Source organism: Streptomyces sp. NPDC005374 (assembly GCF_042872225.1).
GTDB lineage: Bacteria > Actinomycetota > Actinomycetes > Streptomycetales > Streptomycetaceae > Streptomyces.
In genome coordinates this window covers 15,632-40,388 of sequence record NZ_JBIAKA010000009.1, presented here as the reverse complement: position 1 = coordinate 40,388, position 24,757 = coordinate 15,632, and the positions used below count along the sequence as shown (strand labels likewise).

Genomic DNA, 24,757 nt, shown 5'->3' with positions numbered 1-24,757 from the left:
ATGGCGTTCGGCGTGGAGGAGCTGCGTGTGCTCCGCCGCGCTCTCGCCCTCGCCCTTCACCCCGCCCCCGCCTCGGCCGAGGACATCAAGGACTGCCATCGTCTCGCCGAGTCCCTCGACGAGGCGGTGCGTGAGGGTGCCCGGCTGCGCGCCTTCCTGGTGGCCGACCTCGCCCGGTACCGCGCCGCTCTGCCCGGCACCGCAGCCGGCTATCTCACGCTTCTGGAGGAGGCGCTGGGTGCCGGGTACCGTCCCGACCCCGACGACCTCGCCGGGCTCCGCGCGCTTCGCGGAAACCCCGTCGCGGCGGCGCTGCTGAGCCGCTGCCAGGTGCTGGCCGAACAGGACGTACGGGCCCGGCTCGCGGGTGCCACGGCCGCCCGGCGCGCTCCGGCGGTCCCGGCCTCGCGTACGCGTCTGCTGGCGCTGCCCGGCGGCCTCTCCGGCGGTCCTTCGGGGGCCGTCAGGGGCGCTCCGGCGGAGCAGGACGCCAAGGGGCCGAAGAGCCCGGCCAAGCCCCCCGCGCGGCCCGCGGAGAAGCCCGACCCCGCGGCGCCCACGCGTCCCCGGCCCATTCCCACGCCGGGCGAGGTCTTCCCTCGCCGCAGGCCCGCCCCGCCACCGGCGAACCCGCCGCAGCAGCTGGCCGCGGGCTGAATCCGCGCTCTGCCGCACCCCGCCCGAGTTGTCCGTGCGCCCGTGGCTACTCTGGACGCATGGACTATGTCGCCGCGCTCGTGCCCCCGGTCGTGATGGCCGTGTTCTTCATCGGTGTGATCCGGGTGATCGTGAAGACCCAGGGCGGGGCCAACAAGGCCAAGGAGGACGCGGCGGTCGACGCCGCGCTCGCGCGCGCGGAGCGCGCCAAGCAGCCCTCCGGCTCCGACGCCTGAGCCCCGGCGGCGTACGACTCCCCGAGCCCTCGTGCTTTCCGAGTCGTGCGCCCTTTTTGTTGCTGTTTGGCGTTGAAAGGCACGTCCGTCACGCCGATAGCCGGATCTCCCACTATTGTGCTGAGCTGTGCCTCGCCCATTGGGAGAACTCGAAGACGCGGTCATGACGCGGGTGTGGAAGTGGAACCGCCCGGTCACGGTTCGAGAAGTCCTGGAAGACCTTCGGCAGGAACGGTCCATCGCGTACACCACGGTGATGACCGTTTTGGACAATCTCCATCAGAAGGGCTGGGTGCGCCGTGAGGCGGAAGGCCGGGCCTATCGATATGAGGCGGTCTCCACACGAGCCGCCTACGCCGCCGCACTGATGAACGACGCCTGGTCGCAGAGCGACAACCCGGCCGCCGCTCTCGTCGCCTTCTTCGGGATGATGAGCGAGGAACAGCGACACGCACTCCAGGACGCCGTACGCATCGTCGACGGACCGTCGGCGGAGAACCCCGACTCGGCATCGCGGGGCGGCGGGCGATAGCGTCCGCTCATGTCCGCGAAGAGCCCCTCGTCCGAGAACCCCGAAGTCACCGCAAAAGCCATCACCGTCCGGCGTGCCCGCACCAGCGATGTCGCCGGCATCCGTGGTCTGCTCGACACCTACGTCCGTGACCGCATCCTGCTCGACAAAGCGACGGTGACGCTTTACGAGGACCTCCAGGAGTTCTGGATCGCCGAGCGCGACGACAACGCCGAGCTGGTCGGCTTCGGCGCCCTGCACGTGATGTGGGAAGACCTCGCGGAAGTGCGCACTCTCGCGGTGAAGCCGGGCCTGAGGGGCGCCGGCGTGGGCCATCAGTTGCTGGAGAAGTTGTTGCAGACGGCACGCTGGCTCGGTGTTCGTCGCGTTTTCTGTCTCACCTTCGAAGTGGACTTCTTCGGCAAGCACGGCTTCGTCGAGATCGGTGAGACACCCGTCGACACCGATGTCTACGCGGAGCTGTTGCGTTCCTATGACGAAGGCGTGGCGGAGTTCCTCGGTCTCGAACGAGTGAAACCGAACACCTTGGGCAACAGCCGGATGCTTCTGCATCTGTGATCGCCAGGGATTCGGGCGCTCAGCCCTGCCCAGGTTCCCTATGTCCGAAACGCGCATGTTTCCGGACGAGGAGACCGCTGTCGGTCTCTCCCGAGGGTTTGTGTTTTTCCGGCAAAAGCGGTTTGCTTTCCGACGTACTGCAGTACTGCATATAACAGGGGACGGCGAAACGGCGAACGCCGTAGACCCCAGGCCCTCAAGTATTGGATGAAAGGAAATCCGGTGGCACAGAAGGTTCAGGTCCTTCTTGTCGATGACCTCGACGGCGGCGAGGCGGACGAGACCGTCACGTTCGCGTTGGACGGCAAGACGTACGAGATCGATCTCACGACTGCCAATGCGGACAAGCTCCGGGGCCTTCTCGACGCCTACGTGAAGGGCGGCCGTCGCACCGGAGGCCGTGCTTCGGGCGGGCGCGGAAAGGCGCGAGTCGCTTCCGGTGGCAGCCAGGACACCGCTCAGATCCGTGCTTGGGCCAAGGAGAACGGCCTCGAGGTCAATGACCGCGGCCGCGTTCCGGCAAGCATTCGCGAGGCTTACGAGAAGGCCAACGCCTGATCGGGAGGTCCACGCGAACCGGAGCCTGCGAAGGTTTATGGCCGCGCGCGCCGCAGCCGCAGCCGGTGGCACTGCGTTGCCACCGTGTCCACGACGCGTACGAGATCGGGGGCGCCCCCACCGCCCCCCAGCGCCGACACCGTCGGCAGCGAGGCCTCGACCTCGCACCCGGGCTCGGGGGGTCGCAGCCACACGGCGGCCCCCTGCGGGGCGCTCGGGCGGCCCAGGACGAGAGGCCGCCACGTCCCGTCCGGCCGGACCGCCCCGGGAGCCGGAGCCGGTGACCGGTCGACGAGCCCGCCCGCCCCTGCCCCGCGTTCCGGCGGCGGGGTTCCCGGCGGCAGCGGCGCCTCCAGCTCGCCGCCCGCGCCGATCACCCGCAGGTCGAGTGCCAGCGTGCCCCACTCCAGCCAGTCCAGCAGCCCCGGCACCTCCTCCGAGCTGCCCGCGGCCACCAGGAGCCGCATACGGTCGCCCCGCAGTGCCACCGGAGAACCCCCGGTGAGATGGCGCAGGGCCGCTCGACCCGCCTCGGCCGGGACGTCCAGAACGTCGAAGCGCAGGCCCAGGCGCAGTCGCAGGGGAGATTCCGGGGTGCTCGCGGGCACTGTCGGCCAGCCCAGTGCGTTCTCGTACCAGCGGCGTACCGGATCGTCGCCGGGGGCGGTCGCGTCGAGCGGCCGACGGGGGAGCGGGAGCGCGGTGAGATCCGCCGCGAGAGGGAGGTGGCTGCCGACCATGCCAAGTGCAACCGTCAAAGAGACGTGCGAGTTACGCTGAGTGTGGCCACATGTGCGCAGAGTGGCCGAAACGGGGGCGTGCGGGGGTGCGTGACGGCGCAAGGTTGTTCGCCCATAGCGGAGGGACAGGGGGCGTGCGGCATGGAGTGTCCGTCCGAGCGGGTAAGACATCCCTAGTGGGAGGGGGCGACACGCAGGAAAGGCCGTCTCACGTTCGCCATCGGCGTACTGGCGACTGGGGTAACTGTCTGGCCTGCGGGAACATCGTCTCGCACCATCGGGTTGGAGCAGATGTCGGCGTTCGGGGTCAGGAGGCCAAGGACGGTGTCGGCAGTTGGAATGAGCGGTCCCCGCTTGCGGGACTAAGCTGCGGAAGGACAGGGAGGGGAAGTTCCCCCCACTGCCTGACCGCTCTGAGGAGCGATTAACGATGTTCGAGAGGTTCACCGACCGCGCGCGGCGGGTTGTCGTCCTGGCTCAGGAAGAAGCCCGGATGCTCAACCACAACTACATCGGCACCGAGCACATCCTCCTGGGCCTGATCCATGAGGGTGAGGGTGTCGCCGCCAAGGCCCTTGAGAGCCTCGGGATTTCGCTCGAGGCGGTCCGCCAGCAGGTGGAGGAGATCATCGGGCAGGGGCAGCAGGCCCCGTCCGGGCACATCCCCTTCACCCCCCGTGCCAAGAAGGTCCTGGAGCTGTCGCTCCGCGAGGCCCTTCAGCTGGGCCACAACTACATCGGCACGGAACACATCCTGCTCGGCCTGATCCGCGAGGGCGAGGGCGTCGCCGCCCAGGTCCTCGTCAAGCTGGGCGCAGACCTCAACCGGGTGCGGCAGCAGGTCATCCAGCTGCTCTCCGGTTACCAGGGCAAGGAGACCGCCGGCGCCAGTGGCGGTCCTGCCGAGGGCACCCCCTCGACGTCCCTGGTCCTCGACCAGTTCGGCCGGAACCTCACCCAGGCCGCTCGTGAGTCCAAGCTCGACCCGGTCATCGGGCGCGAGAAGGAGATCGAGCGGGTCATGCAGGTGCTGTCCCGCCGCACCAAGAACAACCCGGTCCTGATCGGTGAGCCCGGCGTCGGCAAGACCGCCGTCGTCGAGGGCCTCGCCCAGGCCATCGTCAAGGGCGAGGTGCCCGAGACCCTCAAGGACAAGCACCTCTACACCCTGGACCTCGGCGCGCTGGTCGCCGGCTCCCGCTACCGCGGTGACTTCGAGGAGCGCCTGAAGAAGGTCCTCAAGGAGATCCGCACCCGCGGCGACATCATCCTGTTCATCGACGAGCTGCACACGCTGGTCGGTGCGGGTGCCGCCGAGGGCGCCATCGACGCCGCTTCGATCCTGAAGCCGATGCTGGCCCGCGGTGAGCTCCAGACCATCGGTGCGACCACGCTGGACGAGTACCGCAAGCACCTGGAGAAGGACGCGGCCCTCGAGCGCCGCTTCCAGCCCATCCAGGTCGCCGAGCCGTCGCTGCCGCACACGATCGAGATCCTCAAGGGTCTGCGCGACCGGTACGAGGCCCACCACCGCGTCTCCATCACGGACGAGGCCCTCGTCCAGGCCGCCACCCTGGCCGACCGGTACATCTCGGACCGCTTCCTGCCGGACAAGGCGATCGACCTGATCGACGAGGCCGGTTCCCGGATGCGTATCCGCCGGATGACCGCGCCGCCGGACCTGCGCGAGTTCGACGAGAAGATCGCCGGCGTGCGCCGCGACAAGGAGTCCGCGATCGACTCGCAGGACTTCGAGAAGGCCGCCTCCCTCCGCGACAAGGAGAAGCAACTCCTGGCCGCCAAGGCCAAGCGGGAGAAGGAGTGGAAGGCCGGCGACATGGACGTCGTCGCCGAGGTCGACGGCGAGCTGATCGCCGAGGTCCTCGCGACCGCCACCGGCATCCCGGTCTTCAAGCTGACCGAGGAGGAGTCCTCGCGTCTGCTGCGCATGGAGGACGAGCTCCACAAGCGGGTCATCGGCCAGATCGACGCCGTCAAGGCGCTGTCGAAGGCGATCCGTCGTACGCGTGCGGGCCTCAAGGACCCGAAGCGTCCCGGTGGTTCGTTCATCTTCGCCGGCCCGTCCGGTGTCGGTAAGACCGAGCTGTCCAAGGCGCTCGCCGAGTTCCTCTTCGGTGACGAGGACGCGCTGATCTCCCTCGACATGTCGGAGTTCAGCGAGAAGCACACGGTCTCGCGGCTCTTCGGTTCGCCCCCCGGCTACGTGGGCTACGAAGAGGGCGGCCAGCTGACGGAGAAGGTGCGGCGCAAGCCGTTCTCGGTGGTTCTCTTCGACGAGGTCGAGAAGGCCCACCCGGACATCTTCAACTCGCTGCTGCAGATCCTGGAGGACGGTCGTCTGACCGACTCCCAGGGCCGGGTCGTCGACTTCAAGAACACGGTCATCATCATGACGACCAACCTCGGCACCCGGGACATCTCCAAGGGCTTCAACCTGGGCTTCGCGGCCTCGGGCGACAAGAAGTCCAACTACGAGCGCATGAAGAACAAGGTCTCGGACGAGCTCAAGCAGCACTTCCGCCCCGAGTTCCTCAACCGCGTCGACGACGTGGTCGTCTTCCCGCAGCTGACGCAGGAGGACATCCTCAAGATCGTCGACCTGATGGTCGGCAAGGTCGACGAGCGCCTGAAGGACCGGGACATGGGCCTCGAGCTCTCCCAGTCCGCCAAGGAGCTGCTGTCCAAGAAGGGTTACGACCCGGTGCTGGGTGCGCGTCCGCTGCGTCGCACCATCCAGCGCGAGGTCGAGGACACCCTGTCGGAGAAGATCCTCTTCGGCGAGCTGCGTCCCGGCCACATCGTGGTCGTCGACACGGAGGGCGAGGGCGAGAACCAGACCTTCACCTTCCGCGGCGAGGAGAAGTCGGCGCTGCCGGACGTCCCGCCGATCGAGCAGGCGGCCGGCGGAGCCGGACCGAATCTCAGCAAGGACGCCTAGCCCTTCGGGGTTGGCCAGGTGAGGGGCCGGTGCCTTCGGGCACCGGCCTCTCGCGCTTTCTCAGCGCCGCGACGCCCTCGGTGCCGAGCCGTCCCGGCAGGCGCAGGTCCCTGCTGTTCGGCAGCACCGGCGTGCGCGCGATGGAGTGCGGCAGGTCCCGCAGGATCCGGGCGTTCAGGTGCGGCTGCTTCAGCGCGGGCGGTCGGCCACCGCCTGCCGGTCCCTCGCCGTGAGTTCCGTGGTCAGCGGTCCGAGGCTGCGGCCCGTGAGACCGCTCCAGTACTCCAGGCCGCGCAGGCCGGTGCGGTTCGTGGTGTGCCGGCCGAGGCAGATCAGTTCGTCGAGGGGAAGATCCGCCGACCTGTCCAGACCGCGCACCTCCCGGACGGCGGACAGCAGCGCGTGCAGGTCGGTGATCAGGGGGTTGTCCCGCAGGTCGAGGCGGGTCACGTTCGCGGGGTTCGGTACGGCGGCCAGGATGTCCCCGAGCCCACGGCGCCGCGCAGCAGGATCCGGTCGTGGCGGAACAGGGCTTCCTCGACCGGGAGTTGGGCAGGCGGAGCGGTGGGTCGGGGCGCTCGCCGGGGAGTCGCGCAAGTCGACGCCGTAGAGGGTGATGTGGTTGTGGCGGTCGGCGACGTACGGCAGACAGCGGCGTTCGAAGGAGCGGTCCTGGCCACCGGGGCGCGGGCTGCGGGCGATCAACTCGTCGATCTTCGCGATGAGTTCGGACTGCGTCCGGGTCTGCCCGACCAGGGTGCGGGCCACGAAGGTGGACCGGCGGGTGAAGAACTCCACGATCTGGAGGCAGGTCACTCGGTCGCGGAGTCAAGGAAGTGGCGGGCGTCGTCCATGTCCAGGCCGCCGAGGGCGGGGAGGCGGCGGGGCCGGGCGTTGGCGACGGCGGTCTGTTCCTGGGGCCGGAAGGGCGGTTCGCCGGGGGAGTCGGCCGTCTCCCGGACCAGGTGGTCGGCGAGTCTGTGCACGTCCTTCTCGCCCCGGAAGAACACCAGGTGCTTCAGCCGGACGGGCTTGTCGGCCAGGCCGGACGCCAGTTTGCTGCCCCGTACCGCGGGCTCCATCCGCCACCCCGTGTGTCGCGTGAACGGATGGAGCCCCGTGGGCGCCTACGACAACTGGCCGTCGTAGTCAGGGAGCTTGAACGTCTGCTCGGCGTGGCCGCCCGACAGGTCGGTGGCGCTGTTGCCGATGTTCGCGATGATCGTGTAGCCCTTGTTCTCGATGCTGACGCGCTGGGCGGTCTTGTAGGCGGCGACGTCCTTGAAGAGGTCGAGGAAGCCTCGGACGTAGAGGCCGCTGACCTGGTAGCCGACCTGCTTGAGGTTGTAGTCGGTCGCGGAGCCGATGATGTCGGGGCGGGCCGTCACGAAGAACAGGGACACGCCGTGCTCCTGGGCGTACTTCGCGACGTTCAGGACGGGCTTGTTGGCCGGCGAGGGATAGCTGAAGCCGAAGTCCGTCTCCAGGGCGGTGTTGTCGATGTCGAGGACGATCGCCTGCTTCTCGCCTGAACCGGCGGCGGCGATACGGGTCTTGAGGTAGGGGAGGGCCTGGTCCATCACGGCCTGGCAGTCGGTCTGCCAGGTGGCGTAGTCGACGTCCGCGGCGGCCGCGGTGCTGGTGGCGGTGGTGCTCGTCGCGGTCGTAGCGGCGTCCGCCGGGGCCGCCAGGGCGACCAGGGCGGCCGCCGAGACGGTGCTGACGACGATGCGGCGCGCCCAGGGGCGTCTGTGTGTCATTTCGTGGGGGTCCTCTCACGTCCGTATGCCGGTGTGTCAGGTGCATGTTCGGGGACGAGGGTGGCGCGAGAGGAACCGTAGGGTTACTGGTTGGTAGGTGGCTAGAGGTGTGCGTCACAAAGCTTGGCCATGACGCCGGGGTCGCCGGTGACTTGCCGCACAGGCGATTTGTCCGTTACTAGGCGGAATAGTGGAGAGGTTCAGGGAGATAAGCGGACTTTCCGCCCGGACTGGTGCGGGTTATTACTACGGTCCGTCGTAGTTTGCCGGTTTTGGGCTGCGCGGTGCTCGGGGGTACCAAGGGAGACCCATCCGGCCGCCGTCGTGCGCCGGGTGGTTTCCTGTCCCCGGCCTCATGAGGTTCTGATGTTCCTGCGTGTCTCCCGCCGCTCTTCCCGTACGTCCCTGCCGCGCACCCGGGTGGCCGTCGTGGCCGCGTCCGTGACGGCGTCGGTCGCACTGGGGGCAGGGGTCGCCTCGGCCGCGCCCTCCTCCGCCGCCTGGGTCGACCCGGTGAAGAAGTACACGCTCAGCGCGAGCTTCGCGCAGGCCGGCAGCATGTGGCAGTCCACGCACAGCGGGCAGGACTTCGCCGTGCCGAGCGGGACGAAGGTCGTCGCCGCGCACGGCGGGACCGTCGTGAAGGCGGGCTCCAACGGTGCCGGTGACGGCCCCGCGTACGGCAACGCCATCGTGATCAAGCACGGCAACGGGAGGTACTCGCAGTACGCCCACCTCTCCCGGATCGGCGTCAAGGTCGGCCAGGTCGTCAGGACCGGGCAGCGCATCGCCCTGTCCGGCAGCACCGGCAACTCCAGCGGCCCGCACCTGCACTTCGAGATCCGTACGACCGCGAACTACGGCTCGGCCATCGACCCGGTCGCCTTCCTGCGCGCCAAGGGCGTCAGCGTCTGAGCAGCGGGACTCCCGGGTGGCGGCCAGGGCCTGGCCGGCGGATCATGCCGGCGGCGCGGGGCCTGGCACGCACTCCCCCAGAGGGGGTGCCCCCAGCGGCGTTGTCGTCACTCTCCTCCACTCTCGACTCGCTCGAGCGGGAGGGGCCCCCATCGCTCCGCGTCGGCTCCCTTTTCCGCCTTGCAGCTGCACGCTCCCCCACGCTCGGCTTCGCTCGCGCGGGGGGACCCCCATGGCCCCGCTCACCCGCGCTGACAAGGCGCCGTTCTTGGAGCCGGCCTGATCCGCCGGACAGGCCTTAGGCATTCGCGCCGCTGCCCAGGTGGGCCTGGGTGACCAGGTCCGTTGCCACGTCCAGGACCGCCTGGCGCTTGGACTCCGGGTCGGCGGCGATGTCCTGGAGGAAGAACATCCCGGCGTGCAGCGTGAAGATCGCGCTGACGCAGCGGACCTGGTCGGTCAGGTCCGCCTCCGGGTCGACGATGATCTCGCGCAGGCCCTGCATGCGCTCCTTGAAGGTCTCGCCGACGCGCAGTTCGCGGACCGTCGCCTGGTTCTCCTGCATGAAGCGGAACAGCGGTGTCGCGCCGGCCAGTGTCTCGCTGTAGCGCCGGATGATCTCCTTCTTGGTCTCCAGCGTGTGCGGCTGCTGCCTGCCCCACTCGATCAGGTCGAGGATCGGCTGCGTCAGGTCGTCGAAGATGCTGACGAGGATCTCTTCCTTGGTCTTGAAGTGGTAGTAGAGCGCCGCCTTGGTGACGTCCAGGCTCTCGGCGATCTCCCGCAGGGACGTCTTCTCGTACCCCTGCTCGGCGAAGAGTTCGAGGGCCACGTCCTGGATGCGCTGGCGCGTGTTGCCGCGGCGCTGCTGCTTCGTGCGGTCCATCGTGCCGCCCATCCTCGTGCTTCTAGGCTTTCCAAAAAACTTACTTGACGCCCGGCTAGTTACGCGTCTACCTTCCCCAGTGTAGACAACTAGCCGGGCGGCAAGTAAGTGCCCGGCGGGGGCAGTACCGCAGCACCTCAGGGGAGTGGGAACGATGGCGGACACACAGACGGTCGAGACGGAACCGGACAAGCCACAGCGGAGCGTACGGGTCGTCCTGCTCGCGCTGATGATCACCATGATGCTCGCGATGCTCGACAACATGATCGTGGGCACCGCGATGCCGACGATCGTGGGCGAGCTCGGCGGGCTCGAACACCTCTCGTGGGTCGTGACGGCGTACACGCTGGCCACCGCGGCCTCGACCCCGATCTGGGGCAAGCTCGGCGACATGTACGGCCGCAAGGCCACCTTCATGACCTCGATCGTGATCTTCCTGATCGGGTCCGCGCTCAGCGGAATGGCCCAGGACATGGGCCAGCTCATCGGTTTCCGGGCCGTGCAGGGCCTCGGCGCCGGCGGTCTGATGGTCGGCGTCATGGCCATCATCGGCGACCTGATCCCGCCGCGGGAGCGCGGCAAGTACCAGGGCATGATGGCCGGCGTCATGGCGCTCGCGATGATCGGCGGTCCGCTGGTCGGCGGCACCATCACCGACAACTGGGGCTGGCGCTGGTCCTTCTACATCAACCTGCCGCTCGGCGTGGTCGCGCTCGGTCTGATCAGCGTCGTCCTGCACCTGCCGAAGAAGCGGGCCAAGGCCGGCATCGACTACCTCGGTGTCGTACTGCTGACCGTCGGCATCACCTCCATCGTGCTCGTCACCACCTGGGGCGGCTCGCAGTACGCCTGGTCGTCCGCGCGGATCATGGAGCTGATCGGGATCGGCGTCGCTTCGCTGATCGGGTTCGTGTTCTGGCAGACCAAGGCGGCCGAGCCGATCGTGCCGCTGCACATCTTCCGCAGCCGCAACTTCACCCTGATGTCGATCATCGGCTTCATCACCGGCTTCGTGATGTTCGGCGCGACCCTCTTCCTGCCGCTGTACCAGCAGTCGGTGCAGGGCGCGTCCGCGACCAACTCCGGGCTGCTGCTCCTGCCGATGCTCGGCGCGATGCTGGTGACCTCGATGGTCGCGGGCCGGGTCACCACCAACACCGGGCGCTACTACGTCTTCCCGGTCGTCGGCAGCGTCCTGATGGTCATCGGCCTGTACCTGCTGTCCACGATGGACACGGGGACCACGCGGTTCACCTCCGGCGTGTTCATGGCCGTCGTCGGTCTCGGCATGGGCTGCCTGATGCAGATCACCATGCTGGTCGCGCAGAACAGCGTGGAGATGAAGGACATGGGCGTCGCGTCCTCGTCCACCACCCTGTTCCGTACGCTCGGCTCCTCCTTCGGTGTCGCCATCATGGGCGCGCTGTTCAACAACCGGGTCCAGGACGTCATGTCCGAGCGGGCCGGGGCACTGGGCTCCAAGGTGACCGAGCAGTCCGCGCAGCTGGACGCGGCGAGCCTCGCGAAGCTGCCGGCGGCGGCGCGGGAGGCGTACCAGTACGCGGTCTCCTCCGGTACGCACTCGGCGTTCCTGCTCGGTTCGATCGCCGCCGTGTTCGCGCTGGTGGCGGCTGTGTTCGTCAAGGAGGTGCCGCTGAAGGGGGCGGGACCGCAGAAGTCCGCCGACGAGGCGACGCCGGCTCCGCTGGTCGAGGTCTGAGCCGACGCTCCTGCCCGAGGTCCGAGCAGGCTCTCTGAACCGAAGGTCCCCCGGATGGTGTCCGCCCCGGGGGGCCTTCTCCTTGCGCGCCTGAACCGGCGCCGCTCTCGTGCCGGGCTCCCCGGCCGGGGCCAGGATCCCGGAGGGGCGGCTGAGCCATGGTGTCCCGGCCGCCCGCGCTCCCCGCATCGCTGCCTCCGGCCACGGGCGCGAACCAAGGCTCGGCGTCCTCCGGGCGGCCCGGCACGTTGGTGGAGGAACCGGAGCGGCAGTACTCCATGGCCAGGACGGAACGGGGTACGGCCTTCGAGGGGGAGCAGCCGATGGCGCCGGGCTTCTGAGAGCACAGCCCGATCCAGCGCCCACTCCGCGCCCCGAGCGTCGCGAGCTACGGCAGCAGTGGATAGCTGCCCGTCGCCGTGGGCGCGTGCTCCGGCAGCCATAGGACCGCCACCGCGCCCTCCGCCGGCACACCCTCCGGAGCCCCGGCGGGCCGCACGTTGCGGAAGGTCAGCCGCGCCCCGAGCACCCGCGCCTGACCGGCCGCGATCGTGAGACCTAGCCCGTGCCCCTGGCCCGCCCGGTCCGCGCTGCCCGTGCGGAAGCGGCTCGGGCCGTCCGCGAGGAGGTCGGAGGGGAAGCCGGGGCCGTGGTCGCGGACCCGGATGACGCGGCCCTCGACGGTGACCTGGACGGGTGGCTTGCCGTGCCGGGCGGCGTTGGCCAGAAGGTTGAACAGGACGCGTTCCAGGCGGCGCGGATCGGTCGTGACCTCCGACTCGTGCACCACGCGGACCTCGATGTCCGGGTCCTTCGCCGTCACCCGCCGGGCGACGAACTCGCCGAGCAGGATGTCCTGGAGCTCGGCCCGCTCGGAGGCGCCGTCGAGGCGGGCCACCTCCAGGACGTCCTCGACGAGGGTCCGCATGGCCTTCGCCCGGTCGAGGACCAGTTCGGTGGGCCGGCCGGGAGGCAGCAGTTCCGCCGCCGTCAGCAGGCCCGTCACCGGTGTCCGCAGCTCGTGCGCGATGTCCGCGGTGACCCGGCGCTCGGCCTCCAGCCGCTGCTGGAGCGCGTCCGCCATGGCGTCCACCGCGCTCGCGAGGTCGTCGGTCTCGTCCCTGACGACCCCGCCGATCGCGTCCCGCACCCGTACGTCGGTCTCGCCCCTGGCCATCTGGTTCGCCGCGGCCGCGGCCTTGCGCAGCCGCCGTGACAACTGCCCGCCGATGAGCACGCCGAGCGCGCTGCCGCCGAGGACGACCGCGATGGAGCCGATCACCAGGGCCTGGTCGAGGTCGTTGAGGATGTCGGTGCTGCGGTCGGTGAACCCGGTGTGCAGGGACAGCACATGCCCGCCCTTGACCGGGACGGCCGCCCAGATGTCGGGCCCGTCGGCGTGCCGGTCCGAGACGTAGGTCGCCCGGCGGCCCTCCTCGACCTTCTCGCGCAGCGCGGGCGGCAGCCGGGAGTCGTCGACCACGATGCTGGGGAAGTTGGGCCGCCCGGTCAGCTCGTAGTTGCGCTGGGCGATCCGCACCCGCTCGTCGGCGAGATCGCGCGCGTTGTCCAGCATCGAGACACGCGCCGCGTTGTGCACGACCAGGCTGAGCGCGATCGCCACGAGCGCGCCGACCAGCGCGATGGCCGCGCTGAGCTTCCACCTCAGACCCGTCCGCACGGCCACGCGCTCCGTCACCGGGCCCCGAAGGATCCCCCGCATCACCCCAGGTCCCCCTGCTCAGGCCTTCAACTTGTAGCCGAAGCCGCGGACCGTCTCGATCCGGTCCTGGCCGATCTTGGTCCGCAGCCGCTGCACATGGACGTCCACGACCCGGGTGTCACCGCCCCAGCCGTAGTCCCACACCCGCTCCAGAAGCTTGTCGCGGGACAGTACCGTGCCCGGCGCGGAGGAGAACTCCAGCAGCAGCCGCATCTCGGTCGGGGTGAGCGCCACCGGCTGCCCGGCCCTGCGCACCTCCATGCCCTCGGTGTCGATCTCCAGTTCGCCGAAGGTCAGCACGGCCTCGGCCACCGCGCCGGCGCTCTCCTCACCCCGGTCCACGCCCGCCGCGTGCCCGAAGCGGCGCAGCACCGCGCGGATGCGGGCGACCAGGACGGCACCGTCGAACGGCTTGGTCACGTAGTCGTCGGCGCCGGCCTCGAGCCCGAGCACCACGTCGATCGAGTCCGCGCGCGCCGACAGCATGATCACGGGCACGGTGGAGTCGTCGCGGATACGGCGGCACAGGCTGACCCCGTCCAGGCCCGGCACCATGACGTCCAGCAGGGCGATGTCGGGGCGGTTCGCCCGGAACGCCTCCAGGCCCGACAGTCCGTCGGGCATGGCGGTGACCGCGAAGCCGTCCCGCTCCAGGGCGAGTTGGGTGGCCTCGCGGATGACGTCGTCGTCCTCGACGAACAGCACGTGGGTCTGGTCTGCCATCCGGGTGCTCTCACTCTTCGGTGTCGATGCGGTCACTGGGGGATCGTTCCGGGAGGCCCGACCGGTTCACGCCGTACGCAGTCGGTTCGACCGTCGGTTCAGCCGTCCGTCGTCGGCCTCGGGTCCGTTCCCACGACACTGCTGTAGTCGCTGTGGGTCCGGTACGCCGCGGTGAACCTCCCCGAGACCCAGCGGTATGTGATCACGTTCTCGCCGGACGGCTCCGACACCGGGTCGCCCTTCTCGTACACCTGTTTGGTCACCACCAGGTCGCCGCGGTCTATCTCGGCGTAGACCGGAGGTTCCTCGGTCTGGAAGACATTCTGGTACGAACCGCTCTTCTCGCGATACACGTACGAGCCGACGCCCACGAGATCCGCACAGGTCACGACGTTGACCACGACGTCGTCGGCCGAGCCTCCGGTCAGATCGCCGTAGAACAGGTCGACCGGGTACTCGTCGGCGACGCAGGGCTTCAGGTCGCGCTTGACCGCCTCGGAGACCTTCGGGTCCGACTTGAGGAGGGCGACCGCCGCCGTGCGGTCCAGATGCGGGGACGACGTGGCGGACGGCGCGTCCGCGACCGAGGCGCCGTCCTCCGCGACCGCGTGCGCCGGGCCCTCGTCACGGGTGCCGGTGCCGCCGGTGGCGCAGGCGGAGACGAAAAGGGCGAGGGCGGCGAGCACGATCGCCACCGCGCTTGCCGCCTGGAGGACCCCCCGGACCGGAGGCGGGTCCTGCCGGGTGGGCCCTGGTTCGGTCAGGCCGCCGTGCAACGCTCCCGCTCCTCACGCTCCAGCGCGCGTGCGTCCAGGTCGCGGGCCTCCAGCTCCTCACGGAGCCGGGCGAGCGCCCGGTGCAGCGTGCTCTTGACCGTTCCGGCCGACATGCCGAGGGCGGCGGCCGTCTCCTCCGTGGACATCTGCTCCCAGTGTCGCAGCACCACGACACTGCGCTGCTTGGGAGCGAGCACCTTCATCACGTCCATCAGCAGGGCGCGGTCCGCGTGCTGCTCGGTGGCGTCGTCGACCGAGGCGTCGGGGAGCTGCTCGGTGGGCACCTCGTCCAGTTTGCGTGCCCGCCACCACTCGGTCCTGGTGTTGATCATCACCCGGCGCAGGTAGGCGTCCGCGAGCCGCTTGTCCTCGATGGTCTCCCAGCGGCCGTACGTCCTGACGAGCGCCGTCTGGAGCAGGTCCTGCGCGTCGACCGGGTCCGGGACCAGACGGCGTGCGCTGCGCAGCAGCGCGTCCTGCCGGGTGCGCACGTACTCCTCGAACTCGAGCACCTCGCCCTGCGCCATGTAGACCGCCTCCTGATCCCCGTTCCGGCAGCCACTGCCGGTCCTCATCGCTTCTGCGCCGCCTTGTGTGCGGCATGGCAATGAAGCTACGGACCGGTTGTCACGGCGTTGTCCGGTCCAGCGCGCGGCTGGCAATCGGCTGTCCGTCGGTTGTGTAACGGAAACCGAAAAGGGGTAAACCGGCGCGGTTGATTGCGCTGGTTCGGGGGGTTTTGTCGGCCTGTTCCGGGAGGGGCTACGTCAACGGCAGCCGATACAAACCACCCGACAGGGGCTCCACGAGTCCGTCCGCGACGAGACCGTCCAGCGCCCGCGCCCGCTGCACCGGCTCGTGCCACACCCGGTCCAGGGCCGTCTGCGGGACGGGCGCGTGGGCCTCCCTCAGGACGGCGAGCAGCTTCCCGCGGACCTGGCGGTCGGTACCGGCGTACGTCTGTCCGCGCCGCGGCGGCCCGTCGTGCTCGGGCTTGCCCGCGAGCCGCCAGGCGCACCGGGCGGCGATGGGGCACTGGCCGCAGGTCTCGTTCTTGGCCGTGCACAGGAGTGCGCCGAGTTCCATGGAGGCGGCGGCCCAGCGCGCGGCGGTCTCCTCGTCCTGCGGCAGCAGGGCGCGGGCGAGCTTGCGCTCGGCGGCGGTCGTGGCGTTCGGCGGATACCGCGTGCCGGTCACCGCCCGCGCGAACACCCTCCGGACGTTGGTGTCCAGCACCGCGTGCCGCTGCCCGTACGCGAACGAGGCGACAGCCGCCGCCGTGTACTCGCCGATCCCGGGCAGCGCGAGCAGCTGCGCGTGCTCCCTCGGTACGTCACCGCCGTGCCGCTCCGTTATGGCGACCGCCGCGCCGTGCAGCCGCAGGGCCCGGCGCGGGTAGCCGAGCCGGCCCCAGGCGCGCACGGCCTCACCGGGAGCGTCCGCGGCCAGATCGGCGGGGCGCGGCCAGCGTGCGAGCCACTGCTCGTAGACCGGCAGCACCCGGCTCACGGGCGTCTGCTGGAGCATGAACTCACTGACCATCACCCCCCACGGTCCGGCCTCGGGCCGCCGCCACGGCAGATCCCGGGCGTGCTCGTCGAACCAGTCGATGACGGGGGAGTGCAGGCCCGCTCCGAGGGGAGCGTCGGTACCGCCGTCGGCGGCGCTGCTGTGCGGGGGCTTCGTGGGCGCAGTCATGGCCTTCCGATCCTGCCATGCCGGAGCGGGCGGACGGGTGTTCTGAGGGCACGGGTCGGCCGGAACCGGTGCGGACCACAGTCATGGCCAGAGGTGCAAGGGACGCGATCGCGAACACCCTCCCGTCCACATCCCGACCGGGAGCCGTCACCCACGCGGGGGCGATCTTCACGGTCACGGACCGTAGCGGGTCTGCCAGTTCGGTCACACTCCGCCGTCGGCACGTGTCACGCCTGGCGAACGACGCGCGGGGACGGCCGTTTCCGGAATGATGATCCTGAAAAGTTGTGGCGCCGGGCGGCGGGTGAGGACGGTGAACTCACCGATCTCTCGTACAGTTTGCGCCGTGGGATCTATGCGCAATCCGGTCGGGCCGCTTCCCTCCTCCATCTACTGGCGACGGAGGGCTGTCATGCTGTCCGTCCTCGGTGTGCTGGCGCTGCTGATCGCGTGGATCGTCAGCTCCGGCGGCGGAGGCGGCGACAACGGTGCCGACGGGTCCAACGGCAAGAACCCCTCCCCCTCGACGATCACTCCGGGGCCGTCCGGTTCCGGGCCGGCCATCAGTCAAGCGCCGGGCGGACGCGACGAGTCGACGACCGGTGGGGACACCGGCGGGTCGGGGTCGAGTGCGGGTTCGGGCACCGGGGCCGGTGCGGGTTCCGGCGCCGGGTCCGGTACGGGGGACACCTCGGGCACCGGCGGCGCCGCCGGGACGGGCGGCTCGGGCAGCGCGGGCGGCGATACGGGAGCCGGGGTCGGGGTCGGACAGGGCGACACCCTCCCTGCGGGCTCCTCGCTCCCCAACTGCACCGCAGGAGCCGTGAAGTTGACGATCCACAGTCAGCGCAACGCCTACGATCCCGGCCAGACGCCCACCCTGCTGCTGACCGCGACGAACTCCTCCGGCAGTGACTGCAAGGTCGATCTCGGGCCGAAGAACGCGGTGTTGACGATCACTCAGGCCGACACCGACGACGCGTACTGGTCGTCCGCCGACTGCCCCAGGACCGCGGGCAACCTCGTCTACCGGGCTCCCGCCGGCAGCAGCATCACGTACACCGTGAAGTGGGACCGCAAGCCGAGTGCTCCGCAGTGCGCCACGCCTCCCGCGGGGTCGGCGGGCGCCGGCACGTATCTGGTCGAGGTGAAGGCTCCCGGATACGCCACGGTCCAGGCTTCGTTCGTGCTGGAGAGCGACTGAGGGGTGCCGCGGACGGCGGTGCGTCGTCCGCGGCTTCGTGGGGCCGGTCGCGCCCACGTTGCGGAGCCGCACATCCGATACTGATACGGCCCCGCGTCCCTGAAAGCTCTTACACGTACCGTTCCAGGATCGAGCTCTCCGCCAGCCTGGACAGGCCCTCCCGGACGCTGCGCGCCCTTGCCTCGCCCACTCCGTCGACCGTCTGCAGGTCGTCCACGCTGGCCGCGAGGAGTTTCTGGAGGCTGCCGAAGTGTTCCACCAGGCGGTCGATGATCGCGCCGGGCAGGCGCGGCACCTTGGCCAGCAGACGGAAGCCCCTCGGGGACACCCCCGAGTCGATCGCCTCGGGGGAGCCGGTGTAGCCCAACGCGCGGGCCACCGTGGGGAGTTCGAGAAGCTCGGCGTGGGTCAGGGCGTCCAGCTCGTGCAGCGCCTGGTCGACCGTGCGGGAGCGCTTCGCGGTGGGCTCGGGGACGTAGTCCCGGACCACCAGTTCGCGTTCCGGCTCCACGCCCGCGATCAGCTCGTCCAACTGGAGGGCGAGCAGACGGCCGTCCGTGCCCAGTTCGACCACGTACTCGGCGATCTCCGTGGCGATCCGGCGGACCATCTCCAGGCGCTGGGCCACGGCCGAGACGTCCCGGACCGTCACCAGGTCCTCGATCTCCAGCGCGGAGAGGGTGCCCGCGACCTCGTCGAGACGGAGCTTGTAGCGCTCCAGGGTCGCGAGGGCCTGGTTCGCTCGGGACAGGATCGCCGCCGAGTCCTCCAGCACGCGGCGCTGGCCGTCGACGTAGAGGGCGATGAGGCGCATCGACTGGGAGACGGAGACGACCGGGAAGCCGACCTGCTTGCTCACGCGGTCCGCCGTGCGGTGCCGGGTGCCCGTCTCCTCCGTCGGGATCGTCGCGTCGGGCACGAACTGCACGCCCGCCCGCAGGATCTTCGACAGGTCGGACGAGACCACGATGCCGCCGTCGAGCTTGCACAGCTCACGCAGACGGGTCGCGGCGAACTCGACATCCAGCACGAAACCGCCCGTGCACATCGTCTCCACCGTCTTGTCCCAGCCGAGGATGATGAGTCCTCCGGTGTTGCCGCGCAGCACCCGCTCAAGGCCGTCGCGCATGGCGGTGCCGGGGGCCACTGCGCTCAGGGAGGCGCGCATCAGGCCATCGGAACCGGCACTCCCACCGGACTTTCCGGGAGCTGCTGCCCGGTCGTTGGCTGCCACTGCTCTCCTCCGGTCGCGGGGTCTGGACCGCTCACGTTCCGTACATTCGGTTCGTACGGACGGGCGAGACCAGGGCAAAGTCTACCGGCGGTCCTCGTCGTCCCGTGGGGCCTCTCGCCGACGAGAGCGTGGAAGGACCCTCAGGGCGTCCCCTATGTCGGCTACTTCCAGGACCTTCATACCGGCCGGGACCTTGCCGGGATCGCCCGGTACGAGCGCGTGGGTGAAGCCCAGACGGTGCGCCTCGGAGAGCCTTCGCTGGACGCCCGTCACCCGTCTGACCTCGCCCGCGAGGCCGACTTCGCCGATCGCGACGAGGTTCTTGGGCAGCGGGGTGTCGCTGGCCGCCGACGCCAGGGCGAGGGCGATCGCGAGGTCCGCGGCAGGTTCCGAAAGCTTTACACCACCAACAGTCGCGGAATAGATGTCCCGCTTGCCGAGCGCGCTGATCCGGCCGCGCTGCTCCAGCACCGCGAGCATCATCGAGACCCGGGAGGTCTCCAGCCCCGAGGTGGTGCGCCGGGGTGAGGGGATCTGCGAGTCGACGGTGAGCGCCTGGACCTCGGCCACCAGCGGGCGGCGGCCCTCCAGAGTGACGGTGAGACAGGTACCGGGGACCGGTTCGTCACGACGTGTCAGGAAAAGTCCGCTCGGGTCGGCGAGGCCCGTGATGCCCTCGTCGTGCAGCTCGAAGCAGCCGACCTCGTCGGTGGCGCCGTAGCGGTTCTTCACGCCCCGGACGAGCCTCAGTCGCGCGTGCCGGTCGCCCTCGAAGCTCAGGACCACGTCCACCAGGTGTTCGAGGAGTCGCGGGCCCGCGATCGCGCCGTCCTTGGTGACATGGCCCACCAGGAGGGTCGACATCCCGCGGTCCTTGGAGACCCGGATCAGTGCCCCGGCCACCTCGCGCACCTGGGCCATGCCGCCGGGGGCGCCGTCGATCTCGGGGGAGGCCACCGTCTGCACCGAGTCGAGGATCAGCAGGGACGGCTTGACCGCGTCCAGGTGTCCGAGGACGGCGGACAGGTCGGTCTCGGCGGCGAGATACAGATGGTCGTCGATCGCGCCGATGCGGTCGGCACGCATCCGGACCTGGCTCGCCGACTCCTCGCCGGTCACATAGAGCGTGCGGTGCTCGTCGCTCGCCGACTTGGCCGCCACGTCGAGGAGCAGCGTGGACTTCCCGACGCCGGGCTCGCCCGCGAGGAGCACCACCGCGCCGGGCACGAGACCGCCGCCGAGCACCCGGTCCAGCTCGGGCACACCGGTCGAACGGGCGGTGGCCTGACGCCCGTCCACCTCGCCGATGGGCACGGCGGAGGTGGTGACACGGCCCGGGGCCGTCGTACGCACCGCAGGCGTGCCGTACTCCTCGATCGTCCCCCAGGCCTGGCACTCGGGGCAGCGGCCGAGCCACTTGGCCGTCTGCCAGCCGCACTCGGTGCAGCGGTAGGACGGACGCTCCTTGGCGGACTTCGTACGGGCAGCCATGCACGAACCGTAACCGTCGCCACTGACAACCCGGCCGCCGCCCGCCGTCGGACCTGCACCTCGGTGCGGGAACCGGCCACGTCCCGTCAAGAACGAGCCACGAATTCGAGGGTTCCTGTCCCCTATTGAGGGATCGTTTCACCCGTACGGAGTAAAACTGCTCAAGGTGCAGGTAGGGGTCATCTTCCGACCCCTACGGTCCACGGATGACGAGCAGCAGTCCGGAGACCTCGACCCGCACCACCGGCGCGCACCGGGCGCAACGGGAGGAGCGCGACCGCGGTGCCGCGCGCACGCTGGCGCAGCGGCCGCCCGCGCGTTACGAGCCGTATCTGGACGGCCTGTTCACCTACTGCCTGTCCGTGCTGTGCGACCACGAAGCGGCGACCGCGGCCCTCGGCGATGTCCTCGCCCTCGCCGAGAAGCGCGGCGGCCCGGACGCGCCGGGTGACCGCAGGTCCTGGCTGTACGCGCTGGCCCGCTGGGCCTGTCTGCGCAAGCTGGCCGAGGCCAAGCAGAAACGTCAGGCCACGCATGCGGCGGGACGGCACGGAGCTTCCGAGCAGTCCGCGCAGACCCCGGTCGCCGAGGAGGCCCAGGAGGCCCGCCGCCGCGAACTCGCCCAGCTGGCCTGGCCGGAGGCGGCCGGTACGACCCCCGAGCAGCGCGAGGCGCTCGAACTCGCCGTGCGCCACCACCTCGCCGCCCACGAGGTGGCCGCCGTCCTCGGCATGGACCTCGCCGGCGCCCGCGAACTGCTCGCCTCCGCCGCCTGCGAGGTCGAGCGCACGCGCGCGGCCCTCGCCGTCGTCGAGACCGGCGACTGCCCGGGTGTGGCCCGCCTCACCGGCGACAACCAGTTCGTGCTCAGTTCCGCCCTGCGCCGCGAACTCGTGCGCCACGTCGACGACTGCCCGCGCTGCCGCCGCAGCGCCGAGCGCGCGATCCCGGGACGCTGGCCCGGCGCCATGACCACCCCGGCCGAGCTGCCCGTGCTCGAAGCACCGCGCGCGGCCCTGCACATGGCGCTCGCGCACCCGCCACGCGCGCGTGGCGCCGCCGTGCCCCGCTTCGACCGACGCGGCTTCCCGATGGACCCCAAGGACCGCGCGGCCCGCCGCGACCGGCTTCGCGCGCGTGCCGTCACCACGACCGTCGTCGCCACCGTCATCGCCGCCCCCGTGCTCGCCCTGTGGGCCGCCTACCGGGGCGGTCCGGGCGAGGGGGCCGACGGGCACTCCGCGAGCGCCAGCGAGGCGCGCGGCCCCGGCAGCCTGGACGGCGAGGCGGCGAGCGGCGGCTACCAGAACGCCGGCAACGCGGGCAACGCCCGCACCGGACCCGGCAACCGCTTCGCCAAGGACGGCCGCCCGGACGTGTCCGTTGAGGTCGTGAGCGTCACCGGAGCGGGCAAGAAGGGTGCCGGGCACCTGGCGGTGGCGGCCGACAACGACGGCGACACCACCCTGGTCACCCTCACCGCGACCGGCGACGGACCGGTCCGCTGGTCGGCCACCACGGGAGCCTCCTGGCTCTACCTCAGCCAGTCCTCGGGAACGCTGAAGCCGGGCGAGTCGTTGACGATCAAGGTGTACGTCGACCATCTGCGCGAGCCGTCCGGCCCCTGGAGCGCGCGCGTGGCGCTCTCACCGGCCGGCGCCGTCGTCACCATCCAGGGCTACGGCACCGCGCCCACCCCGTCCGACCCCGGCCGTCCCGGCGGCCCCGGCCGACCGACGACTGCGCCGCCCGGCCCGGGGCCCAGCCCCACGACCTCGACCCCGTCGGATCCCACGCCGAGCGACCCGCCGTCCTCGTCCCCGACCCCCGATCCCACTCCGACGGACTCCACGCCGTCCGACCCGGCGAGCTCGACACCCTCGCCGACGGACAGCGGCGAACCCAGTCCGTCCTCGTCGTCGTAGCCGATGGGGAAAGGGCGGCCGGGCAGGTCGTGCATGCGGGGTGGGGCAGAACGCCGTCAGTTCGTGTTCCGGGCCCCGGGGCGGGTGGAGTCCCTCGTCACCGCCGGCTCGTGCACTGGGGCCGTGTAGGCCGCCGCCGGGTCTCACCCCGGAGCCGAGCGGGACCCGACGGTCCCTGTCGCCCTGAGCCTTCGAGCCGGGACGGCCCTGTCGGGGCCCGCGCGGTCAGGGCTCGCGGGGCCCACGAGCCGTGGGGATGGCCCGCGCGCTTTGCCCCACGCCGCGAGGATGAGCTGCGCTGAGCCTGTCGTCCCGCGCTTACGGACACAACGGCCCGCGTGGCCCGCGCGGTCAGGGCTCACCGGGAATCTCGTCCGCCGCCAGGATGCGCCGACCCCGTCGCCTCGCGTCCCCGGTGCCGCCCTTCCTGCGGGAGCGCTCAGCCGACGGGACCCACCGGGTCCACCGGATGGTTCACCGGACCCACCGGATCCGCCGGATGCGGTGCCAGCAAGGGCAGCTGGGAGGCCAGCCGCTCCTCGCACAGCTCGACGAGACGGTCGTAGCCGCCCTTGCCCATCAGCTCGATCAGCTCGGGCCGGTAGGACACGTACACCGGGTCGCCCGCGCCGTGCGCCGAGGTCGCCGATGTGCACCACCAGTGCAGGTCGTGGCCGCCGGGGCCCCAGCCGCGCCGGTCGTACTCGCCGATCGAGACCTGGAGCACGCGGGTGTCGTCGGGCCGGTCGATCCAGTCGTACGTCCGCCGCACCGGGAGCTGCCAGCAGACGTCCGGCTTGGTCTCCAGCGGCTCGCGGCCCTCCTTCACGGCCAGGATGTGCAGCGAGCAGCCCGCGCCGCCCGCGAATCCGGGCCGGTTCTGGAAGATGCAGGAGCCCTGGAAGGGCCGGGTCTGCCGGTCGCCGTCCTCGTCCTCCGAGACCCAGCCGCCGGCCGTGCCCTCGGCGTGGTGCTGCCAGACGTCCGGAGTGAGCCGCGCCACATGCTCGGCGACCCGCTTCTCGTCGTCCTCGTCGGAGAAGTGGGCACCCAACGTGCAGCACCCGTCGTCCGCCCGGCCCGCCTGGATGCCCTGGCAGCCGCTGCCGAAGATGCAGTTCCATCGGGAGGTCAGCCATGTCAGGTCGCAGCGGAAGACCTGCTCGTCGTCCGCCGGATCCGGGAACTCCACCCACGCGCGCGCGAAGTCGAGTCCCTTCTCGTCGGCTTGCAGAGCCTTCCGGGACTTCCGCGACTGCTTCGGCGGCTTCACCTGGGAAGAACCGGCGCCAGTTGTGGCCGCTTTGTCGTCCTTCACCTTTTTCGTCTTCGGCACACGTCCAGGGTAATTCGCCCGAGGCCCCTCCGGAGACAGTCGAACGCCCAGCTGGCAGTAGCGTTCCCTACATGAGACTCGGTGTCCTCGACGTGGGATCGAACACGGTGCATCTGCTGGTGGTGGACGCACACCCCGGCGCGCGCCCCCTTTCCGCGCACTCGCACAAGGCGGAACTGCGCCTCGCCCAACTCCTCGACGGGGACGGAGCGATCGGTCCCGAAGGGGTCGAGAAGCTGGTCTCGGTCATACAGGAGGCGCGTCAGGCCGCCGAGGACAAGGGCGTCGAGGACCTGCTCCCGTTCGCCACCTCCGCCGTCCGCGAGGCCAGCAACGCCGATGACGTCCTCGCGCGCGTGCAGGCCGAGACCGGCGTCGAGCTCCAGGTCCTCACCGGCGCCGAGGAGGCCCGGCTGACCTTCCTCGCCGCCCGCCGCTGGTTCGGCTGGTCGGTGGGCAAGCTCCTCGTCCTCGACATCGGCGGCGGCTCCCTGGAGATCGCCTTCGGCATCGACGAGGAACCGGACGCGGCGGTGTCCCTGCCGCTCGGCGCGGGCCGCCTCACCGCGGGCTGGCTCCCCGGCGACCCCCCGGACCCGGACGCCGTCAGGGCGCTGCGACGGCACGTCCGCGCCCAGATCGCCCGCACGGTCGGAGAGTTCAGGCGCTTCGGCGCCCCGGACCACGTGGTCGCCACGTCGAAGACCTTCAAGCAGCTCGCCCGCCTCGCAGGCGCGGCCCGCTCCACCGAGGGCCTCTACGTCCAACGCGAACTGAAGCGCGAGTCCCTGGAGGCCTGGGTCCCGAGGCTGGCCGGTATGACGACGGAACAGCGGGCGGAGTTGCCGGGAGTCTCCGAAGGCAGGGCCAACCAGCTCCTGGCCGGCGCCCTGGTGGCCGAGGGCGCGATGGACCTGTTCGGTGTGGAAACGGTCGACATCTGCCCATGGGCGCTCAGAGAGGGCGTCATCCTGCGCAGACTTGACCACATGGGTTCCGCGCAGAGTCTCTAGGAGCGTGAGGCCGTGACACCCGCGGCTCCACCGCGCGGGCGCGTGCAACCGCGACGCACTCCGACCCGCCCAGTGGCGAACACCACAACGGCCGATGGGCACCCCATACCCAC

At 70.5% G+C, this 24,757-nt stretch carries 24 protein-coding genes and 1 pseudogene; 12 read left to right on the top strand and 13 right to left on the bottom strand.

What is annotated here, in order from left to right:
- The 5 genes from ACFYRX_RS23355 to ACFYRX_RS23335 all read left to right on the top strand — a co-directional run bounded on the left by ACFYRX_RS23355 (nucleotide 1) and on the right by ACFYRX_RS23335 (nucleotide 2,541).
- A complete protein-coding gene (locus ACFYRX_RS23355) occupies nucleotides 1-657 on the top strand; it encodes a hypothetical protein (protein WP_389103676.1) in 657 nt (218 codons plus the stop codon).
- Nucleotides 658-716: 59 nt separating this feature from the next.
- A complete protein-coding gene (locus ACFYRX_RS23350) occupies nucleotides 717-893 on the top strand; it encodes a hypothetical protein (protein ID WP_389102844.1) in 177 nt (58 codons plus the stop codon).
- A gap of 139 nt (nucleotides 894-1,032) precedes the next feature.
- Entirely contained in the window at nucleotides 1,033-1,425 is a 393-nt protein-coding gene (locus ACFYRX_RS23345) for a BlaI/MecI/CopY family transcriptional regulator (RefSeq protein WP_389103673.1), read from the top strand.
- A 9-nt stretch (nucleotides 1,426-1,434) separates the two neighbouring features.
- Nucleotides 1,435-1,983 (top strand): amino-acid N-acetyltransferase, encoded by a 549-nt coding sequence (locus tag ACFYRX_RS23340; RefSeq protein WP_389102842.1) that lies wholly within the window; start codon nucleotides 1,435-1,437, stop codon nucleotides 1,981-1,983.
- A 222-nt stretch (nucleotides 1,984-2,205) separates the two neighbouring features.
- Nucleotides 2,206-2,541 carry an Lsr2 family protein gene (locus ACFYRX_RS23335; RefSeq protein WP_389102839.1) on the top strand — a complete coding sequence of 112 codons (336 nt, stop codon included), beginning with the start codon at nucleotides 2,206-2,208 and terminating at the stop codon, nucleotides 2,539-2,541.
- Between the two features lie 35 nt (nucleotides 2,542-2,576).
- On the opposite strand, the gene ACFYRX_RS23330 is transcribed toward ACFYRX_RS23335, so the two are convergent.
- The gene (locus tag ACFYRX_RS23330) at nucleotides 2,577-3,281 is read right to left on the bottom strand and encodes an SCO3374 family protein (protein ID WP_389102836.1); all 705 of its coding nucleotides are present in this window, start codon (nucleotides 3,279-3,281) and stop codon (nucleotides 2,577-2,579) included.
- A gap of 430 nt (nucleotides 3,282-3,711) precedes the next feature.
- On the opposite strand from ACFYRX_RS23330, the gene ACFYRX_RS23325 reads away from it, so the two are divergent.
- Nucleotides 3,712-6,240 (top strand): ATP-dependent Clp protease ATP-binding subunit, encoded by a 2,529-nt coding sequence (locus ACFYRX_RS23325; RefSeq protein WP_389102834.1) that lies wholly within the window; start codon nucleotides 3,712-3,714, stop codon nucleotides 6,238-6,240.
- A 189-nt stretch (nucleotides 6,241-6,429) separates the two neighbouring features.
- On the opposite strand, the gene ACFYRX_RS23320 is transcribed toward ACFYRX_RS23325, so the two are convergent.
- From ACFYRX_RS23320 to ACFYRX_RS23310, 3 genes and pseudogenes are all read right to left on the bottom strand, one after another.
- Nucleotides 6,430-6,690 carry a hypothetical protein gene (locus ACFYRX_RS23320; RefSeq protein ID WP_389102832.1) on the bottom strand — a complete coding sequence of 87 codons (261 nt, stop codon included), beginning with the start codon at nucleotides 6,688-6,690 and terminating at the stop codon, nucleotides 6,430-6,432.
- A 32-nt stretch (nucleotides 6,691-6,722) separates the two neighbouring features.
- Nucleotides 6,723-7,322, bottom strand: a pseudogene (locus tag ACFYRX_RS23315) (ATP-binding protein); the annotation flags it as partial.
- A gap of 45 nt (nucleotides 7,323-7,367) precedes the next feature.
- A complete protein-coding gene (locus ACFYRX_RS23310) occupies nucleotides 7,368-8,000 on the bottom strand; it encodes an HAD family acid phosphatase (protein ID WP_389102830.1) in 633 nt (210 codons plus the stop codon).
- Between the two features lie 366 nt (nucleotides 8,001-8,366).
- Here ACFYRX_RS23310 and ACFYRX_RS23305 point away from each other — a divergent pair, with 366 nt between their 5' ends.
- Nucleotides 8,367-8,915 carry a M23 family metallopeptidase gene (locus ACFYRX_RS23305; protein WP_389102827.1) on the top strand — a complete coding sequence of 183 codons (549 nt, stop codon included), beginning with the start codon at nucleotides 8,367-8,369 and terminating at the stop codon, nucleotides 8,913-8,915.
- A 298-nt stretch (nucleotides 8,916-9,213) separates the two neighbouring features.
- Here the strand turns inward: ACFYRX_RS23305 and ACFYRX_RS23300 are convergent, their stop codons facing one another.
- Nucleotides 9,214-9,813, bottom strand: a complete 600-nt coding sequence (locus ACFYRX_RS23300; RefSeq protein ID WP_389102824.1) for a TetR/AcrR family transcriptional regulator — start codon at nucleotides 9,811-9,813, stop codon at nucleotides 9,214-9,216.
- Nucleotides 9,814-9,955: 142 nt separating this feature from the next.
- Here ACFYRX_RS23300 and ACFYRX_RS23295 point away from each other — a divergent pair, with 142 nt between their 5' ends.
- Both ACFYRX_RS23295 and ACFYRX_RS23290 read left to right on the top strand, forming a co-directional pair.
- Complete coding sequence (locus ACFYRX_RS23295) at nucleotides 9,956-11,521, top strand: MDR family MFS transporter (protein WP_389102822.1); 1,566 nt, start codon at nucleotides 9,956-9,958, stop codon at nucleotides 11,519-11,521.
- Nucleotides 11,522-11,679: 158 nt separating this feature from the next.
- Complete coding sequence (locus ACFYRX_RS23290) at nucleotides 11,680-11,862, top strand: hypothetical protein (protein ID WP_389102820.1); 183 nt, start codon at nucleotides 11,680-11,682, stop codon at nucleotides 11,860-11,862.
- A gap of 47 nt (nucleotides 11,863-11,909) precedes the next feature.
- Here ACFYRX_RS23290 and cseC read toward each other — a convergent pair whose 3' ends face one another.
- The 5 genes from cseC to ACFYRX_RS23265 form a co-directional block, all read right to left on the bottom strand.
- A complete protein-coding gene (cseC, locus tag ACFYRX_RS23285; RefSeq protein WP_389102817.1) occupies nucleotides 11,910-13,244 on the bottom strand; it encodes a two-component system sensor histidine kinase CseC in 1,335 nt (444 codons plus the stop codon).
- Between the two features lie 18 nt (nucleotides 13,245-13,262).
- A complete protein-coding gene (gene cseB / locus ACFYRX_RS23280) occupies nucleotides 13,263-13,967 on the bottom strand; it encodes a two-component system response regulator CseB (protein ID WP_389102814.1) in 705 nt (234 codons plus the stop codon).
- Nucleotides 13,968-14,065: 98 nt separating this feature from the next.
- The gene (locus ACFYRX_RS23275) at nucleotides 14,066-14,743 is read right to left on the bottom strand and encodes a hypothetical protein (RefSeq protein ID WP_389102811.1); all 678 of its coding nucleotides are present in this window, start codon (nucleotides 14,741-14,743) and stop codon (nucleotides 14,066-14,068) included.
- A complete protein-coding gene (locus tag ACFYRX_RS23270; RefSeq protein WP_389103671.1) occupies nucleotides 14,728-15,270 on the bottom strand; it encodes a SigE family RNA polymerase sigma factor in 543 nt (180 codons plus the stop codon). The genes ACFYRX_RS23275 and ACFYRX_RS23270 overlap by 16 nt, the downstream gene beginning before the upstream one ends.
- A 235-nt stretch (nucleotides 15,271-15,505) precedes the next feature.
- Entirely contained in the window at nucleotides 15,506-16,441 is a 936-nt protein-coding gene (locus tag ACFYRX_RS23265; RefSeq protein WP_389102809.1) for an A/G-specific adenine glycosylase, read from the bottom strand.
- Nucleotides 16,442-16,787: 346 nt separating this feature from the next.
- Between ACFYRX_RS23265 and ACFYRX_RS23260 the strand changes: the two genes are divergently transcribed.
- Nucleotides 16,788-17,645 carry a hypothetical protein gene (locus tag ACFYRX_RS23260; RefSeq protein WP_389102807.1) on the top strand — a complete coding sequence of 286 codons (858 nt, stop codon included), beginning with the start codon at nucleotides 16,788-16,790 and terminating at the stop codon, nucleotides 17,643-17,645.
- Between the two features lie 109 nt (nucleotides 17,646-17,754).
- Here ACFYRX_RS23260 and disA read toward each other — a convergent pair whose 3' ends face one another.
- Nucleotides 17,755-18,879, bottom strand: a complete 1,125-nt coding sequence (disA, locus tag ACFYRX_RS23255; RefSeq protein WP_389102804.1) for a DNA integrity scanning diadenylate cyclase DisA — start codon at nucleotides 18,877-18,879, stop codon at nucleotides 17,755-17,757.
- Between the two features lie 81 nt (nucleotides 18,880-18,960).
- Entirely contained in the window at nucleotides 18,961-20,370 is a 1,410-nt protein-coding gene (gene radA, locus ACFYRX_RS23250; RefSeq protein WP_389102802.1) for a DNA repair protein RadA, read from the bottom strand.
- A 206-nt stretch (nucleotides 20,371-20,576) separates the two neighbouring features.
- Here radA and ACFYRX_RS23245 point away from each other — a divergent pair, with 206 nt between their 5' ends.
- A complete protein-coding gene (locus tag ACFYRX_RS23245; protein WP_389102799.1) occupies nucleotides 20,577-22,295 on the top strand; it encodes a hypothetical protein in 1,719 nt (572 codons plus the stop codon).
- Between the two features lie 439 nt (nucleotides 22,296-22,734).
- Here the strand turns inward: ACFYRX_RS23245 and ACFYRX_RS23240 are convergent, their stop codons facing one another.
- On the bottom strand, nucleotides 22,735-23,631 hold the full coding sequence (locus ACFYRX_RS23240; protein ID WP_389102797.1) for a hypothetical protein: 897 nt from the start codon (nucleotides 23,629-23,631) through the stop codon (nucleotides 22,735-22,737).
- Nucleotides 23,632-23,702: 71 nt separating this feature from the next.
- Between ACFYRX_RS23240 and ACFYRX_RS23235 the strand changes: the two genes are divergently transcribed.
- The gene (locus tag ACFYRX_RS23235) at nucleotides 23,703-24,644 is read left to right on the top strand and encodes a Ppx/GppA family phosphatase (RefSeq protein WP_389102794.1); all 942 of its coding nucleotides are present in this window, start codon (nucleotides 23,703-23,705) and stop codon (nucleotides 24,642-24,644) included.
- The last annotated feature ends 113 nt before the right edge of the window (nucleotides 24,645-24,757 follow it).